The sequence below is a fragment of the Pantoea sp. Ap-967 genome, assembly GCF_011752565.1.
Taxonomy (GTDB): Bacteria; Pseudomonadota; Gammaproteobacteria; order Pseudomonadales; family Pseudomonadaceae; genus Aquipseudomonas.
This window is the reverse complement of record NZ_VWXK01000006.1, coordinates 173,464-189,925: the sequence shown is the minus strand read 5'-3', so window position 1 is coordinate 189,925 and position 16,462 is coordinate 173,464. Positions and strand designations below refer to the sequence as shown.

13 protein-coding genes are annotated in these 16,462 nt (G+C 64.9%); 8 read left to right on the top strand and 5 right to left on the bottom strand.

The window, feature by feature from the left end; genetic code table 11:
- Positions 1 to 108: 108 nt before the first annotated feature.
- Complete coding sequence (locus tag F3J45_RS09100) at positions 109 to 1,050, top strand: AEC family transporter (protein ID WP_167060576.1); 942 nt, start codon at positions 109 to 111, stop codon at positions 1,048 to 1,050.
- A 56-nt stretch (positions 1,051 to 1,106) separates the two neighbouring features.
- Entirely contained in the window at positions 1,107 to 2,462 is a 1,356-nt protein-coding gene (locus F3J45_RS09095) for an amino acid permease (RefSeq protein WP_167060573.1), read from the top strand.
- Positions 2,463 to 2,649: 187 nt separating this feature from the next.
- Here F3J45_RS09095 and F3J45_RS09090 read toward each other — a convergent pair whose 3' ends face one another.
- The 5 genes from F3J45_RS09090 to gatC all read right to left on the bottom strand — a co-directional run bounded on the left by F3J45_RS09090 (position 2,650) and on the right by gatC (position 7,468).
- On the bottom strand, positions 2,650 to 3,693 hold the full coding sequence (locus F3J45_RS09090; protein ID WP_167060760.1) for a calcium/sodium antiporter: 1,044 nt from the start codon (positions 3,691 to 3,693) through the stop codon (positions 2,650 to 2,652).
- Between the two features lie 61 nt (positions 3,694 to 3,754).
- Positions 3,755 to 4,129, bottom strand: a complete 375-nt coding sequence (locus tag F3J45_RS09085) for a septal ring lytic transglycosylase RlpA family protein (protein ID WP_167060570.1) — start codon at positions 4,127 to 4,129, stop codon at positions 3,755 to 3,757.
- Positions 4,130 to 4,256: 127 nt separating this feature from the next.
- Positions 4,257 to 5,702 carry an Asp-tRNA(Asn)/Glu-tRNA(Gln) amidotransferase subunit GatB gene (gene gatB, locus F3J45_RS09080; RefSeq protein ID WP_167060568.1) on the bottom strand — a complete coding sequence of 482 codons (1,446 nt, stop codon included), beginning with the start codon at positions 5,700 to 5,702 and terminating at the stop codon, positions 4,257 to 4,259.
- 11 nt (positions 5,703 to 5,713) lie between these two features.
- Positions 5,714 to 7,165 (bottom strand): Asp-tRNA(Asn)/Glu-tRNA(Gln) amidotransferase subunit GatA, encoded by a 1,452-nt coding sequence (gene gatA, locus F3J45_RS09075; protein ID WP_167060565.1) that lies wholly within the window; start codon positions 7,163 to 7,165, stop codon positions 5,714 to 5,716.
- Positions 7,166 to 7,180: 15 nt separating this feature from the next.
- Entirely contained in the window at positions 7,181 to 7,468 is a 288-nt protein-coding gene (gatC, locus tag F3J45_RS09070; RefSeq protein ID WP_110637484.1) for an Asp-tRNA(Asn)/Glu-tRNA(Gln) amidotransferase subunit GatC, read from the bottom strand.
- Between the two features lie 201 nt (positions 7,469 to 7,669).
- Between gatC and mreB the strand changes: the two genes are divergently transcribed.
- From mreB to F3J45_RS09040, 6 genes are all read left to right on the top strand, one after another.
- The gene (gene mreB / locus F3J45_RS09065) at positions 7,670 to 8,707 is read left to right on the top strand and encodes a rod shape-determining protein MreB (protein ID WP_003255163.1); all 1,038 of its coding nucleotides are present in this window, start codon (positions 7,670 to 7,672) and stop codon (positions 8,705 to 8,707) included.
- A gap of 162 nt (positions 8,708 to 8,869) precedes the next feature.
- A complete protein-coding gene (gene mreC / locus F3J45_RS09060) occupies positions 8,870 to 9,910 on the top strand; it encodes a rod shape-determining protein MreC (RefSeq protein WP_167060757.1) in 1,041 nt (346 codons plus the stop codon).
- Positions 9,910 to 10,398, top strand: a complete 489-nt coding sequence (gene mreD, locus F3J45_RS09055) for a rod shape-determining protein MreD (protein WP_167060563.1) — start codon at positions 9,910 to 9,912, stop codon at positions 10,396 to 10,398. The genes mreC and mreD overlap by 1 nt, the downstream gene beginning before the upstream one ends.
- A gap of 33 nt (positions 10,399 to 10,431) precedes the next feature.
- Positions 10,432 to 11,046 carry a nucleoside triphosphate pyrophosphatase gene (locus F3J45_RS09050; protein WP_167060561.1) on the top strand — a complete coding sequence of 205 codons (615 nt, stop codon included), beginning with the start codon at positions 10,432 to 10,434 and terminating at the stop codon, positions 11,044 to 11,046.
- 54 nt (positions 11,047 to 11,100) lie between these two features.
- Positions 11,101 to 12,558, top strand: coding sequence for a ribonuclease G (rng, locus tag F3J45_RS09045; protein ID WP_167060558.1), 1,458 nt, complete (start codon positions 11,101 to 11,103; stop codon positions 12,556 to 12,558).
- Positions 12,559 to 12,646: 88 nt separating this feature from the next.
- The gene (locus F3J45_RS09040; protein WP_205300450.1) at positions 12,647 to 16,456 is read left to right on the top strand and encodes a YhdP family protein; all 3,810 of its coding nucleotides are present in this window, start codon (positions 12,647 to 12,649) and stop codon (positions 16,454 to 16,456) included.
- Positions 16,457 to 16,462 lie beyond the last annotated feature (6 nt).

The window sequence follows — 16,462 nt, the reverse complement described above, 5'->3', positions numbered from 1 at the left end:
GAAGAGGCCGGTAAAAACTTCCCTGAAGTCCCGCTCGATCCCCGCATTTCCTGATGTGTTGGCGTATCATTAGCCACCTAACGGCAACCCCTTCAGGACCGCTTGCGCATGCTTGCCCTTCTTATCCAGACGCTGAACATCACGGCGCCCGTCTTCGCCATGCTGTTCATGGGCGTGCTGCTCAAACGCATCCACCTGATCGACGACAACTTCAACCGCGTCGCCTCGCAACTGGTGTTCAACGTCTGCATGCCGGCGCTGCTGTTCCTTGGCATCTACCATGCCGACCTCGCCGCCGCGGTCAAACCCAAGGTCATCCTCTATTTCGTCGCCGCCACCCTGGTGGGCTTCGCCGTGGCCTGGGGCATGGCCATCTGGCGCAGCCCGCTGGCCGACCGCGGCATCTACACCCAGGGCGCGTTTCGCGGCAACAACGGGGTTATCGGCCTGGCCCTGGCGGCCAGCCTCTACGGTGACTACGGCATCTCCCTGGGCGCGGTGCTCGCGGGCCTGGTGATCCTGATGTACAACTCGCTGTCGGCCGTGGTGCTGGCGGTGTACAGCCCGGACTTGAAGTCCGACCCCTGGAGCATCTGCAAGAGTATCTTCAGCAACCCGCTGATCCTCAGCGTGCTGGTGGCCACGCCCATGGCCTACGGCCAGGTGCCGTTGCCCAACTGGCTGCTTACCTCCGGCGACTACCTGGCGCAGATGACCCTGCCGCTGGCGCTGATCTGCATTGGTGGCACCCTGTCGCTGGCGGCCCTGCGCGACAGTGGCAGGCTGGCCATCGACGCAAGCCTGGTGAAGATGGTCTGGCTGCCGCTGATCGGCACGCTCGGGGCCTGGCTGTGTGGGTTCCGCGGTGCGGAGCTGGGCATCCTGTTCCTCTACATTGGCAGCCCCACGGCGGCAGCCAGCTACGTCATGGCCCGCGCGGCCAATGGCAACCATGAACTGGCGGCCTCAATCATCGTGATTACTACGCTAATGGCGGCGATTACCACCAATATTGGTATTTTCATCTTGCAGTGGGGCGGATGGATCTAGATCCTTGACTGCAAACAACAGCAACAACACTGCCTCACTGAGCCAAAGGACACTTCATGCAAGACCAGAGCACGCCCGAGCAGCTTAAGCGCGGGCTGAAGAATCGCCATATCCAGCTGATCGCGCTGGGCGGTGCCGTGGGTACCGGGTTGTTCCTGGGCATCGCCCAGACCATCCAGCTGGCCGGCCCCTCCGTTTTGCTGGGCTACGCCATTGCAGGCCTGATGGCCTTCCTGATCATGCGCCAGCTGGGCGAAATGGTGGTCGAGGAGCCGGTTGCCGGTAGCTTCAGCCACTTCGCCCACCAGTACTGGAGCGAATTCGCAGGGTTCGTCTCGGGCTGGAACTACTGGGTGGTGTACGTGCTGGTGGGCATGGCCGAGCTCACGGCCGTGGGCATCTACGTGCAGTACTGGTGGCCGGAATTCCCCACCTGGGCGACGGCGGCGATCTTCTTCGTGGCGATCAACCTGATCAACCTCACCCAGGTGAAGGTGTACGGCGAGATGGAGTTCTGGTTCGCCCTGGTGAAGGTGGTGGCGATCATCAGCATGATCGGCTTTGGCGCCTGGATGCTCGCCAGCGGCCACGGCCGCGCGGATGCCAGCGTGGCCAACCTGTGGCAGTACGGCGGGTTCTTCCCCAATGGCGTCAGCGGCCTGGTGATGGCGCTGGCGGTGATCATGTTTTCGTTCGGCGGCCTGGAGCTGGTGGGCATTACCGCCGCCGAGGCCGACAACCCGCGCCAGAGCATTCCCAAGGCCACCAACCAGGTGGTGTACCGCATCCTGATCTTCTACATCGGTGCGCTGGCGGTGCTGCTGTCGCTGTACCCGTGGCAGAAGGTGGTGCAGGGCGGCAGCCCGTTCGTGATGATTTTCCATGAACTGGACAGCGACCTGGTGGCGACCATCCTCAATATCGTGGTGCTTACCGCTGCGCTGTCGGTTTACAACAGCTGCGTGTACGCCAACAGCCGCATGCTGTTTGGCCTGGCCAGCCAGGGTGATGCACCACGCCAGTTGCTCAAGGTGAGCCGCAGTGGCGTGCCGCTGACGGCGCTGGGGGTGTCGGCGTTCGCCACCGGCCTGTGTGTGGTTATCAACTACCTGATGCCGGGTGAGGCCTTTGGTTTGCTGATGGCCTTGGCGGTGTCGGCGCTGGTGATCAACTGGGCGAGCATCAGCATCACCCACCTGAAGTTCCGCAAGGCCAAGCTTGCAGCCGGTGTCACGCCGTTCTACAAGAGCTTGGGGCACCCGCTGACCAACTACCTGTGCCTGGCATTCATCGTGCTGATTCTGGTGGTGATGTACCTGACCCCGCCGATTCGCATTTCGGTGATGCTGATCCCGGGGTGGATTCTGCTGTTGTGGGTGGCCTTCAAGATCAAGAAAGCGCGGCAGGCGTAGGCCAGGCGCCGCTCAGCGGCGCATCGCGAGCTACGCTCGCTCCTACCGGTACAGCGCAATCCTGGTGCGACGCATACCGGTACAGCGCAATCCTGGTGTGACGCATGCCGGTACAGCGCAATCCTGGTGTGACGCATACCGGTACAGCGTGGACCTGGTAGGAGCGAGCGTAGCTCGCGATGCTTTTTCAGTGCTGGCGCCGCCAGGCGCGCAAGGTGGTGTACAGCAGCACCAAGCCCAGCACCGGCAGCACATAGAACAGCATCAGCCGCTCCAGCCGCCCTGCCAGCGGCATGCCCATGGTAAAGGCCGCCACGTGCAGGCCGTAGGCCAGGTACAGGCACAGAAACACCAGCCCTTCGGCGCGTGTTACCCGGTAGCCGGAGTAGAACACCGGCAGGCTCAGCGCAGCGACGCCCAGCATCACCGGGAAATCGAAGCCCAGGGCGTTGGGTGAAATGCTCAGCGGCTGTGGAGCAACTAGCGCGGTCAGCCCAAGCACCGCCAGCAGGTTGAACAGGTTGCTGCCGATCACCGTGCCCACGGCAATCTCGCGCTCACCGCGCAGGGCGGCGACCAGGGCGGTGGCCAGCTCCGGCAGCGAGGTGCACACCGCAACCACCGTCAAACCGATTACCCGTTCGGACAGCCCCAGGTCGGTTGCCACCTCCACGGCAGCCTCCAGCAGCAAATGCCCGGCCAGGCTGAGCAACAGCAGCCCGAAAAGCACCTGCAGCAAGGTCGCCGACCAGAACCGTGCGGCGCTGACGGCCACCGGGGGCGGTGCGGGGTAGGTGCGTGAATAATGGCGCGACTGGTGCCAGAGCATGGCCAGGTAGCCCCCCAGTGCCAGCAGCAACAGCAGGCCTTCGATCCGGCCCAGCTGGCCATTGCCGCACAGGGCATAGACCAGCCCGCTGGCGACGATCATCAGGGGGATGTCCAGGCGTACCAGTTGGCGTGAAACCCGCAGCGGGATAATCAGTGCCGCCAGGCCGAGAATCACCAGCACATTGAAGATGTTGCTGCCGATCACGCTGCCCACGGCCACGTCGGGCGCGCCCTGGTAGGCGGCCTGCAGGCTCACGGTCAGCTGCGGTGCGGTGCTGCCGAAGGCCACCAGGCTCAGGCCGATGATCAATGGCCGCACGTGCAGGCGCAGGGCCAGGCGCAACGCCGCGCGCACCAGCAATTCGGCCCCGGCGACCAGCAGCGGCAGGGCGATGCACAGTTGCAGCAGGCTGGAAGTGGGGAGGGTGGCCAGGTCGAAAATGATGAAGACTCCTGTCGGCTCAGTCGCTCAGCCCTTGTACCCGGACGCGCGCCGTTCCGCTACGGAGCATGCCGATTTTTTCTGCAGCCGCGCGTGACAGGTCGATCAGGCGCCCGCGTGTGTGCGGGCCGCGGTCGTTGATGCGCACCACGACGCTGCGATCGTTGGCCAGGTTGGTAACCAGTACCCGGCTGCCGAACGGCAGGCTGCGGTGGGCGGCAGTCAGGCCGTGCTGGTTGAAGGCATCGCCGCTGGCGGTGCGTTTGCCGTGGTGGCGTGAGCCGTAATAGGACGCGGTGCCGGTTTCGTCGTAACCGCGGGGGTCGATGTCGTGGCTGGCGCAGCCGGCCAGGACGGAGAAGAGGGCGAGGGTGCTGAGGGATCGCTTTAGCAATTCAGATGCTCTCCAGGGCGGCCATTCGCGGGCAAGCCCGCTCCCACAGGTGTAGCGGTGTTCCTGTGGGAGCGGGCTTGCCCGCGAACGAGGGCGAAGCCCTCGCAGGGCTACAGGGAAAAAACAATCACCCTTCGAGCTTGGCCTTGAGCAATTGGTTCACCTGCCCCGGGTTGGCCTTGCCCTTGGAGGCCTTCATGGCCTGGCCGACGAAGAAGCCGAACATCTTGCCGCGCTTGGCCTCGTCGGCGGCGCGGTACTGTTCGACCTGCTCGGCATTGGCGGCAAGCACCTCGTCGAGCATCTTGTCGATCGCACCGGTGTCGGTAACCTGCTTGAGGCCTTTGCTTTCAATGATGCAGTCGGCATCGCCTTCACCGGCAGCCATGGCCTCGAACACGGTCTTGGCGATCTTGCCGCTGATGGTGTTGTCGCGAATGCGCAGCAGCATGCCACCCAGGTGCGCGGCGCTGACCGGGGCCTGGTCGATTTCCACGCCCAGTTTGTTCAGCAGGCTGCCCAGCTCGACCATGACCCAGTTGGCGGCCAACTTGGCATCGCCGCCAACCTTGACCACTTCTTCGAAGTAGTCGGCCTGTTCGCGGCTCGAAGCCAGCACGTTGGCGTCGTAGGCCGACAGGCCGTACTGGCTCTGGAAGCGCTCGACCTTCTGCGGTGGCAGCTCGGGAAGGCCTGCGCGAACGGTTTCCAGGAAGCTGTCCTCGATCACCACCGGCAGCAGGTCCGGGTCGGGGAAGTAGCGGTAGTCGTTGGCCTCTTCCTTGCTGCGCATCGAGCGCGTTTCGTCCTTGTTCGGGTCGTACAGGCGGGTTTCCTGCACCACCTTGCCGCCGTCCTCGATCAGGTCGATCTGGCGCTGGATCTCGCTGTTGATCGCCCGTTCGATGAAGCGGAACGAGTTGACGTTCTTGATCTCGCAGCGGGTGCCGAACTCGGCCTGGCCTTTCGGGCGGATCGACACGTTGCAGTCGCAACGCAGCGAACCTTCGGCCATGTTGCCGTCGCAAATGCCCAGGTAGCGCACCAGCGCGTGGATCGCCTTGACGTAGGCCACGGCTTCCTTGGCGCTGCGCATGTCCGGCTCGGAGACGATCTCCAGCAGCGGGGTGCCGGCACGGTTCAGGTCGATACCGGTGGAGCCGCTGAAGTCTTCGTGCAGGCTTTTGCCGGCGTCTTCCTCCAGGTGCGCCCGAGTGACGCCGATGCGCTTGATGGTGCCGTCTTCCAGGGCGATGTCCAGGTGGCCCTTGCCGACGATCGGCAGGTCCATCTGGCTGATCTGGTAGCCCTTGGGCAGGTCGGGGTAGAAGTAGTTCTTGCGCGCAAACACGTTGCGCTTGCCGATCTCGGCATCGATCGCCAGGCCGAACATGCAGGCCATGCGCACGGCTTCCTGGTTCAGCACCGGCAGAACACCGGGCATCCCTAGGTCAACCAGGCTGGCCTGGGTGTTCGGCTCGGAGCCGAAGGTGGTGGCGCTGCCGGAGAAGATCTTCGACTGGGTGGCCAGCTGGGTATGAATCTCCAGCCCGATCACAACTTCCCATTGCATGTGTGAATTCCTCAGAAGCCGTTAGGGGCGCGGGTGTGCCAGTCGGTGACTTGCTGGTAGCGGTGCGCGACGTTGAGCAGGCGGCCTTCCTGGAAATACGGGGCCAGCAGCTGCACGCCGACCGGCAGGCCATCGACGAAGCCGGCTGGCATCGACAGGCCCGGCAGGCCTGCCAGGTTGGCGGTGATGGTGTAGACGTCTTCCAGGTAGGCGGCGACCGGGTCGCTGCTCTTGGCGCCAAGCTTCCAGGCCGGGTTCGGCGTGGTTGGGCCGAGGATCAGGTCGACGCCTTCGAAGGCGGCCATGAAGTCGTTCTTGATCAGCCGGCGGATCTGCTGCGCCTTGACGTAGTAGGCATCGTAGTAGCCAGCCGACAGGGCATAGGTGCCGACCATGATGCGCCGCTGCACTTCGGCGCCGAAGCCTTCGCCACGGGAGCGCTTGTACAGGTCGGTGAGGTCCTTGGGCTCTTCGCAGCGGTAGCCGAAGCGCACGCCGTCGAAGCGCGACAGGTTGGAGGATGCTTCTGCAGGGGCGATCACGTAGTACGCCGGAATGGCGTGCTGCATGTTCGGCAGGCTGATTTCCTTGACCACCGCGCCGAGCTTTTCCAGCTCCTTGACGCTGGCCTGGACCAGTTCGGCGATGCGCGGGTCGAGGCCGGCGCCGAAGTATTCCTTCGGCAGGCCGATGCGCAGGCCCTGCAGCGAGCCGTTCAGGCTGGCGCTGTAGTCCGGCACCGGTTCGTCGATGCTGGTGGAGTCCTTGGCATCGAAGCCGGCCATGCCTTGCAGCAGCAGGGCGCAGTCTTCGGCGGTGCGCGCCAGCGGGCCGCCCTGGTCGAGGCTCGAGGCGTAGGCGATCATGCCCCAGCGCGATACGCGGCCGTAGGTGGGCTTGAGGCCGGTGAGGTTGGTCAGCGCCGCCGGCTGACGGATCGAACCGCCGGTGTCGGTGCCGGTGGTGGCCGGCAGCAGGCGCGCCGCCACGGCGGCGGCCGAGCCACCGGACGAGCCGCCTGGCACGTGCTCGAGGTTCCACGGGTTCTTCACCGCGCCATAGTGGCTGGATTCGTTGGCCGAACCCATGGCGAACTCGTCCATGTTGGTTTTGCCCAGGGTGACCATGCCGGCTTCGGCCAGCTTGGCGACCACGGTGGCGTCGTAGGGCGCGTTGAAGTTGTCGAGCATCTTCGAGCCGCAGCTGGTGCGCACGCCCTGGGTGCAGAACAGGTCTTTGTGGGCGATTGGCGCACCCAGCAGCGCACCGCCTTCACCGGCGGCGCGACGGGCGTCGGCGGCACGCGCCTGGCCCAGGGCCAGGTCTTCGGTGACGCTGATGAAGCTGTTGATCTGTGGGTCGAGTTGCTTGACCCGCGCCAGCAGGGCGGTGGTCAGCTCTTCGGAGGAAAACGACTTGTCGGCGAGTCCGCGGGCGATCTCGGCCAGGGTCAATTCATGCATGGCAGGCTCTTTCCCTTACTCGATGACTTTCGGAACCAGGTACAGACCGCTTTCGGTCGAAGGTGCGATGGCCTGGTAGGCGTCGCGCTGGTTGCTTTCGGTGACCTGGTCGGGACGCAGGCGCTGGCTGGCCTCCAGGGGGTGGGCCAGGGGCTCGATGCCAGTGGTGTCGACCGCTTGCATCTGGTCGACCAGCCCAAGAATGCTGTTCAGGGCATCGGTAATGCGTGGCAGTTCGCCTTCATTCAGGCCCAGACGGGCCAGATGGGCGATCTTTTCCACGTCGCTGCGTTCAAGCGCCATGGGGATCTCCAGGGGAAACGAGAAGCGGATAGTCCGCAGTGAGGAACATGTCAGCATTTTGGCGGTCTAACGGCCGCGATCATCTGCTGGCGTGCTCGGAAAAACAGCCAATTTAACATATTGGCTCCTTGCCCAAAATCCCTGCCATTGTTAGAGTTTGCCGCACTTTTTTACCCACGCTTTCCCCAGGGTCACTTTCCCATGTTCAAGAAACTGCGTGGCATGTTTTCCAGCGATCTTTCCATCGACCTGGGTACTGCCAACACCCTTATTTACGTGCGTGAGCGCGGTATCGTCCTGAATGAGCCCTCGGTTGTTGCCATCCGTACCCACGGCAACCAGAAAAGCGTCGTCGCCGTCGGTACCGAAGCCAAACGCATGCTGGGCCGTACGCCCGGCAACATTGCTGCCATTCGTCCGATGAAGGACGGCGTCATCGCCGACTTCAGCGTTTGTGAAAAAATGTTGCAGTACTTCATCAACAAGGTGCACGAGAACAGCTTCCTGCAGCCTAGCCCGCGCGTACTGATCTGCGTGCCGTGCAAGTCGACCCAGGTCGAGCGCCGTGCCATCCGTGAATCGGCACTGGGTGCCGGTGCCCGTGAAGTGTTCCTGATCGAAGAACCAATGGCCGCTGCCATCGGTGCCGGTCTGCCGGTTGAAGAAGCCCGCGGCTCGATGGTCGTCGATATCGGTGGTGGTACCACTGAAATCGCGCTGATCTCGCTGAACGGCGTGGTCTACGCCGAGTCCGTGCGCGTAGGTGGCGACCGCTTCGACGAAGCCATCGTGACCTACGTGCGTCGCAACTACGGCAGCCTGATCGGTGAATCCACCGCCGAGCGCATCAAGCAGGAAATCGGCACTGCCTACCCAGGCGGCGAAGTGCGTGAAGTCGACGTGCGTGGCCGTAACCTGGCCGAAGGCGTGCCACGTGCCTTCACCCTGAACTCCAACGAAGTGCTCGAGGCCCTGCAGGAATCCCTGGCGACCATCGTCCAGGCGGTCAAGAGCGCCCTGGAGCAGTCGCCGCCGGAGCTGGCCTCGGACATCGCCGAGCGCGGCCTGGTGCTGACCGGTGGTGGCGCGCTGCTGCGTGACCTCGACAAGCTGCTGGCCCAGGAAACCGGCCTGCCGGTGATCGTTGCCGAAGACCCGCTGACCTGCGTCGCCCGTGGCGGCGGTCGCGCCCTGGAAATGATGGACAAGCACGCCATGGACCTGCTTTCGAGCGAGTGATCCACGCGGCTTTCGAGTGCCCGGTTTACAGGTAGCACGCGCAGTGCTACCTGTATGTGCTGGGCTGGCGTCCGTCCGGGCGTCGTTTCCGTCAACCCGCAACCAGGCTGGTGCGTTGTCCCATGTCCAATGACCTCCTGAGTCGTCCACGAGGAACGGCCCATTAAACCGCTTTTTTCCAAGGGCCCTTCGCTGGGCGTTCGCCTGCTGGTACTGGTGGTGCTGTCGGTCGCGTTGATGGTTGTCGACGCGCGCTTCGACGTGCTCAAGCCGGTGCGCAGCCAGATGGGCCTGGTGCTCATGGAATCGTACTGGATCACCGACCTGCCGCAACGTGTGTGGCAAGGCGTGGCTGGCCAGTTCGGCAGCCGCACCGAGTTGATTGCCGAGAACGAAAAGCTCAAGACCGAGGCCCTGCTGCTGCAGGGGCGCCTGCAGAAGCTGGCGGCCCTGACCGAGCAGAACGTGCGCCTGCGTGAATTGCTCAACTCCTCGGCGCTGGTCAACGAGAAGGTCGAGGTGGCCGAGCTGATCGGCGTCGACCCCAACCCGTTCACCCACCGTATCCTGATCAACAAGGGCGAGCGCGACGGCGTGTTCCTCGGCCAGCCGGTGCTCGACGCCCGTGGCCTGATGGGTCAGGTGGTCGAGCTGATGCCCTACACCTCGCGGGTGCTGCTGCTCACCGACACCACCCACAGCATTCCGGTGCAGGTGAACCGCAACGGCCTGCGTGCCATTGCCAGCGGCACCGGCAACCCGGAACGCCTGGAGCTGCGCCATGTGGCCGATACCGCCGACATCAAGGAAGGTGACCTGCTGGTGAGTTCCGGCATGGGCCAGCGCTTCCCGGCCGGTTACCCGGTGGCCACGGTCAATGAAGTGATCCACGACTCCGGCCAGCCGTTCGCCATCGTTCGCGCCATCCCCACCGCCGCACTCAACCGCAGCCGCTACATGCTGCTGGTGTTCAGCGACCGGCGCACGCCGGAGCAGCGCGCCACCGACGCCGCCATCGCCCAGGAAGAGGCGGACCGCAAAGGTGCAGCAGCCAACGGCCAGCCGGCCGCCAGTGGCGAGCACCCAGCGCCCGCCGCCGCCCCGGCCCCTGCTGGCTCGCCCGCACCTGCCGCCCCGGCGGCCCAGGCGCCCGCCAGCCCCGCAGCCACGCCTGCGGCACCTGCCACTCCACGGAGGCCATGATGGCCAAGTCGCGCCGTAACCACGGTTGGGTTATCTGGCTGACGTTTGCCGTCGGCCTGCTGCTGAGCGTGTCACCCATGCCGCAGTTTCTCGAAGTGTTCCGGCCCATGTGGCTGGCGCTGCTGGTATCGTTCTGGACCCTGAACGTGCCGAGCAAGGTGGGCATGACCACCGCCTTCGTCCTGGGCCTGGCCGAAGACGTGCTGTACGGCACGCTGCTGGGGCAGAACGCCTTCATCCTCACCCTCATCACTTTCCTGGTGCTGTCGTTGCAGCAGCGCCTGCGCATGTTCCCGTTGTGGCAACAGAGCCTGGTGATCCTGGTGATCTTCGGCATCGCCCAGTTGATCCAGCTGTGGCTCAGCGCCCTGACCGGTAACCGCCTGCCAACCCTGGCCCTGGTCTGGTCGGCGGTGATCAGCGCCTTGCTCTGGCCGTGGGTCAGCTTCGCCCTGCGCGACCTGCGCCGGCGCCTGCATATCAACTGACGGCGCCGCCACCACTGACAGGGAGATGTCTGCATGAACCCGCTCTACCTAGCCTCCGGCTCGCCGCGCCGGCGTGAACTGCTGACCCAGATTGGCGTGCCCTTTACCGTGGTCAGCGCCCCTGTCGATGAAACCCCGCTGCCCGGTGAGGGCGCCGAGGCCTACGTTGAGCGCCTGGCCCGGGCCAAGGCCGAGGCGGGCCTGGCCGCGGCCCCGGTTGAGCGCACCGCGGTGCTCGGCGCTGACACCGCCGTGGTGCTCGATGGTCGAATTCTCGGCAAGCCGGAAAACCGCGAACATGCCCTGGCCATGCTGGCTGACCTGGCAGGCCGTGAGCATCAGGTACTGACTGCCGTGGCACTGACCGATGGCCAGCGCTGCGAAAGCCTGTGCATCGCCAGCAGTGTGCGTTTTCGCCCCATCGACGAAGCCGAAGCCCAGCGCTACTGGGCCAGCGGGGAGCCAGCCGACAAGGCCGGTGGCTACGCCATCCAGGGCCTGGGGGCGGTGTTCGTCACCGGGCTGCAGGGCAGTTACTCCGCCGTGGTCGGGCTGCCCTTGAGCGAAACGGCCGAACTGCTCGCCCGCTTCGGTATCGCCTGCTGGCAGGTACCGGCGCTTTTGCCAGAGGTAACAAACAAGCGGTAGCAAGCCCAGCCCACGCGATCCATCATTATCCAAGACCTTTGACGAGAGCCTGCCATGAGTGAAGAGATCCTGATCAACATCACCCCGATGGAATCGCGCGTGGCGGTGGTGGAAAACGGGGTGCTGCAGGAAGTGCATGTCGAGCGCACCCAGCGCCGCGGCATCGTCGGCAATATCTACAAGGGCAAGGTGGTGCGCGTGCTGCCGGGCATGCAGGCGGCATTCGTCGACATCGGCCTGGAGCGGGCGGCGTTCATCCATGCCTCGGAAATTTCCCAGCGCGAAGGCTCGGCGGTGGAGAACATCACTGCCCTGGTGCACGAAGGCCAGGCCCTGGTGGTGCAGGTGACCAAGGACCCGATCGGCACCAAGGGTGCGCGCCTGACCACCCAGCTGTCGATTCCATCACGCTACCTGGTGTACATGCCGCGCAGCAGCCATGTGGGCATTTCCCTGAAGATCGAGGACGAAGCCGAGCGCGAGCGCTTGAAGAAACTGGTCAGCGATTGCATGGACAGCGAAAACATCAAGGATGCCGGCGGCTTTATCCTGCGCACCGCCGCCGAAGGCGCGCGGCCGGAAGAAATCCTGCAGGACATCCGCTACCTGCGTCGCTTGTGGGAGCAGATCGGCAGCCAGATCAAGACCTGCGGCGCGCCCACCGTCATCTACGAAGACCTGGGCCTGGCCCTGCGCACCCTGCGTGACCTGGTTAACCCGAAAATCGAGAAAATCCGCATCGACTCGCGGGAAAACTTCCAGAAGACCACGCAGTTCGTCGCCGAACTGATGCCGGAAATTGCCGACCGCCTGGAGCATTACCCAGGCGAGCGGCCGATTTTCGACCTGTATGGCGTGGAGGACGAGATCCAGCGCGCGCTGGAGCGCAAGGTGCCGCTCAAGTCTGGCGGCTACCTGGTCGTGGACCCGGCCGAAGCGATGACCACCATCGACGTCAACACGGGCGCCTTCGTCGGCCACCGCAACCTTGAAGAAACCATCTTCAAGACCAACCTCGAAGCTGCCACGGCCATTGCCCGCCAGCTGCGCCTGCGCAACATCGGCGGCATCATCATCATCGACTTCATCGACATGGAAGACGAAGAGCACCAGCGCCAGGTGTTGCGCACCCTGGAAAAGCAGCTTGAACGCGACCACGCCAAGACCAACATCATCGGCATCACCGAGCTGGGCCTGGTGCAGATGACCCGCAAGCGCACCCGCGAAAGCCTCGAACAAGTACTGTGCGAGCCCTGCGTGGCCTGCCAGGGCCGTGGCAAGCTGAAAACCCCTGAGACGATCTGTTACGAAATCTTCCGCGAAATCCTCCGCGAGGCCCGTGCCTACCAGGCTGAAGGCTACCGCGTGCTGGCCAACCAGAAAGTGGTCGACCGCCTGCTGGACGAAGAGTCTGGCAACGTTGCCGAGCTTGAGGCCTTCATTGGCAGAACCATTCGCTTCCAGGTCGAGTCGATGTATTCGCAGGAACAATACGACGTGGTGCTGCTCTGAGGCTTACTGATTACCCCGCCAAGATGGCCGAGCTGGCAAAACCGGCACTTGCGACCATCATGGTAAAACGACCTGGAGGGCGATGGCCATGGGACGTCTGAACCGCGTTCTGGTGACCTTGACCCGCTGGGGCCTGGGTACCTGCGCCTTGCTCGCGGTGCTGGTGGCGCTGTACGTGAGCCTCGGGCGCGAGCTGGTGCCGCTGGTGGCCGAATACCGCGCTGAAGCCGAGGACAAAGCCGAGCAGGCATTGGGCCTGCCCGTGCACGTGGGCGCGCTGGAAGGGCGCTGGAGCGGCCTGGCACCGGTGCTGCGGGTGCGCGACCTGCAACTGGGCGAGGGCGCCTCGGCCTTGCGCCTGGATGACGTCAAGGTGGTGCCCGACCTGTGGGCCAGCCTCACCTCCGGCCAGGTACGCCTGGCGCGCATTCAACTGGCGGGCCTGCAACTGATCCTGCGCGAAGACCAGCAGGGCGCTTGGGCCCTGGAAGGCCTGCCAAAAAAGGACGACACGCCGCTGGACCCTGCCGAACTGCTGCAGCGCCTGCGCCAGCTGGGGCGGGTCGATGTGTTCGACAGCCAGGTCACCTTGCAGCCCTGGCAGCGTGACCCCCTGACCCTCACCTATGTCAGCCTTGGCCTGCAGGCCGGCGCCTCGCGTCAGGCCCTGGACCTGCGCGCTACCCTGCCCGATGGCCAGCCGCTGGCGATCAACCTGCACAGCCGGGCAAACACCCAGGCCTTGGGTGAAAGTGAAGTACAGGCCTACCTGAGCCTGCCACAAAGCGACTGGAGCCAATGGTTGCCACCCCGCCTGTTCGGCCAGTGGCGGGCCGAAGCGCTGCGCGCCGGTGGCGAATTCTGGGTCGATTGGCGCAAAGGCCAGCTACAGCAGGCAGTGGTTCGCCTGAATGCGCCGCAACTGCGCGGCGCCTATGCCCAGCGCAAGGCCGTGAGCCTGGATAACCTGGCCCTCAATGCCTGGCTGCAGCGCCGGGGCGAAGGCTTCGACGTGGTGGTCGATTCACTGGCCATGAGCCTGGGCGACGCCCGCTGGGAGTCGCACCTGCAGCTCAGCCAGCGCCCAGGCCAGAACCCGGCCGAGGAAACCTGGCAGTTGCAGGCCGACCGCCTCGACCTCACGCCGCTGACGCCGTTGATCCAGGGGTTGGCACCGTTGCCGGACAAGCTCATGGCTGTGGTCGACGGGCTCAAGGTCACCGGAGCCCTGCGCAACGTGCGCCTCGACGCCCGGCCCAAGGCCGAGGGCGACCAGCGGCTGCAGTTCGCCGCCAACCTGGAGAAGGTCGGCTTCGACGCCTACCACGGCGCGCCGGCGGCCGGTAACGTCAGCGGCAGCATTGGCGGCGACCTGGGCCATGGCGAGCTGCGCCTGGATACCGACGCCTTCATGCTCCACCTGTACCCGATTTTCGCCAAGCCCTGGCAGTACCAGAAGGCCAATGCCCGCCTGACCTGGGCCCTGGACAAGCATGGCTTCACCCTGGTTGCGCCCTACCTCAAGGTGTTGGGCGACGAAGGCAAGATCGCCGGTGACTTCCTGATTCGCCTGCTGTTCGACGAAGGCGCGGAAAGCTACATGGACCTGCGCGTTGGCATGACCGAGGGCGATGGCCGCTACACCGCCAAGTACCTGCCCGAAGTGCTCAGCCCAGCCCTCGACGAGTGGCTGCGCAGCGCCATCGTCAAAGGCAATGTCGACCAAGGCTACTTCCAGTACCAGGGGTCGCTGAACCATGGCGCCACCCCCGAGTCGCGCAGCATCAGCCTGTTTTTCAAGGTGCGTGACGCGGCACTGGACTTCCAGCCAGGCTGGCCGCAGGTGCAGCACGTCGATGGCGATGTGCTGATCGAGGACAGCGGCGTGCGCATCAAGGCGCAGAAGGGCCTGCTGCTCGACACCCAGGTCAGCGACGTGAACGTGAACATCCCCCACGTCGACGCCGGCCAGCACAGTCACCTGTACCTGGACGGCGGTTTCGACGGCAGCCTGGGCGACGGCCTGAAAATTCTCAAGGAAGCGCCCATCGGCACGGGCGAGATCTTCGCGGGTTGGGAAGGCGAGGGGCCGCTCAAGGGCAGGGTCAAGCTCGACATTCCCCTGGCCCATGGCGAACGGCCCAAAGTGCTGGTGGACTTTGCCACGGCCGATGCACGCCTGAAAGTTGCCCCGCCAAGCCTCGACCTTACGCAACTGAAGGGTGATTTCAGCTTCGACCTGGACAAGGGGCTTAGTGGCAAGGGCATCAGCCTGCAGGCATTCGGCAAGCCGGTTACCGCGCAGATCACCGCCGAAGGCCAGCCGGGGCAGATGCAGACCCGCATCGATGCCAGTGGCCAGGTGGCGCTCAGGGCCTTGACCGACTGGTTACAGTTCAAGCAGACCCTGCCGGCTTCCGGCGAGATGCCCTACCAGCTGCAGGTCAACCTTGGCCACCGCGACAATAGCTTGAGCGTGGACTCTACGCTCAAGGGGCTGGGCATCGACCTGCCGGCGCCCTTCGGCAAAGCCGCAGGCGAAACCCGCAACAGCCGGTTCAGCATGAACCTGCAAGGGCCCGAGCGACGCTTCGATGCCCGCTACGATGAGCTGGCCCAGCTTGCCTACGCGGCGCCCTTGGAAAAACTCGGCCAGGGCCGTGGCGAGCTTTTGCTGGGTGCAGGCCAGGCGCAGTTGCCGACCGGCCAGGGCCTGCGGGTCAGGGGGCGGCTCGACAGCCTCGACCTGGCGCCCTGGCAGGAGCAGGCCGCGCGTTTTGCCGGCGACGACCCCGGTGGCAACGCCCGGCAGAACCTGCAAAGCGTCGACCTGAGCATCGGCCAGCTCAAGGCCTTCGGCATGGGCCTGAACCAGGCCGTGGTGCGCCTGGCCCGCGGTGGCCCGGCCTGGGACTTGCTCCTGGACAGCAAGGAAGTGATCGGCAACGCCCGGGTGCCCGACGCCCAGGGCGCACCCATTACCGTGCGCCTGCAAACCCTGCGCCTGCCCGCCGCCGACCCTGCCGAAGCGCAGTCGGAGGAGGGGCCCGACCCGCTGGCCACCTTCGACCCACGCAAGGTGCCGGCCCTGGACCTGGCCATCGACAAGCTGTACCGCGGCGACGACCTGTACGGCAGGGTTGGCCTGAAACTGCGCCCCACTGCGCGCGGCGTGTCGGCCCAGGACATCGACCTGGACCTCAAGGGCTTGCGTATCGGTGGCAGCGGCGGCTGGGAGGGCGCGGTCGGCGCCACCAGCAGCTGGTACAAGGGCCGCCTCGACGGCAAGGACCTGGGCGATGTGCTCAAGGCCTGGGGCTTCGCGCCCACCGTCACCAGCCGCGATTTCCACCTGGACGTCGATGGCCGTTGGCCCGGCTCGCCGGCGTATGTCGGCCTCAAGCGTTTCTCGGGAAGCATGGATGCCTCCATGCGCACCGGCCAGATCGTCGAAGTGGAGGGTGGCGCCCAGGCCCTGCGGGTGTTCGGGCTGCTCAACTTCAACTCGATCGGCCGGCGCTTGCGCCTGGACTTCTCCGACCTGTTTTCCAAGGGCCTGGCCTACGACCGGATCAAGGGCCTGCTGGTGGCCAGCGACGGTGTTTATGTGACCCGCGAGCCGATCAGCGTCACCGGGCCGTCGAGCAACTTCGAGCTGGACGGCACCCTGGACCTGGTGCGTGACCAGGTCAACGCCAACCTGCAGGTCAGCCTGCCGGTGACCAACAACCTGCCGTTGGCTGCGCTGATCGTGGGTGCGCCGGCGGTGGGCGGGGCACTGTTCCTGGTCGACCGGCTGATCGGTGACCGGGTTTCGCGCTTCGCCAGCGTGCACTATCGCGTCGAAGGTCCGTGGAAAGAGCCTAGAATCACCTTTGTGAAACCTTTCGACAAATAACCAGGA

Coding starts and splice junctions, on each gene's coding strand:
- gatC (WP_110637484.1), bottom strand. CDS start 7,468: ATGGCGCTTGAACGCAGCGACGTGGAAAAGATCGCCCATCTGGCCCGT.
- F3J45_RS09050 (WP_167060561.1), top strand. CDS start 10,432: ATGAACCCGCTCTACCTAGCCTCCGGCTCGCCGCGCCGGCGTGAACTG.
- mreB (WP_003255163.1), top strand. CDS start 7,670: ATGTTCAAGAAACTGCGTGGCATGTTTTCCAGCGATCTTTCCATCGAC.
- gatA (WP_167060565.1), bottom strand. CDS start 7,165: ATGCATGAATTGACCCTGGCCGAGATCGCCCGCGGACTCGCCGACAAG.
- F3J45_RS09100 (WP_167060576.1), top strand. CDS start 109: ATGCTTGCCCTTCTTATCCAGACGCTGAACATCACGGCGCCCGTCTTC.
- mreD (WP_167060563.1), top strand. CDS start 9,910: ATGGCCAAGTCGCGCCGTAACCACGGTTGGGTTATCTGGCTGACGTTT.
- rng (WP_167060558.1), top strand. CDS start 11,101: ATGAGTGAAGAGATCCTGATCAACATCACCCCGATGGAATCGCGCGTG.
- gatB (WP_167060568.1), bottom strand. CDS start 5,702: ATGCAATGGGAAGTTGTGATCGGGCTGGAGATTCATACCCAGCTGGCC.
- F3J45_RS09095 (WP_167060573.1), top strand. CDS start 1,107: ATGCAAGACCAGAGCACGCCCGAGCAGCTTAAGCGCGGGCTGAAGAAT.
- F3J45_RS09040 (WP_205300450.1), top strand. CDS start 12,647: ATGGGACGTCTGAACCGCGTTCTGGTGACCTTGACCCGCTGGGGCCTG.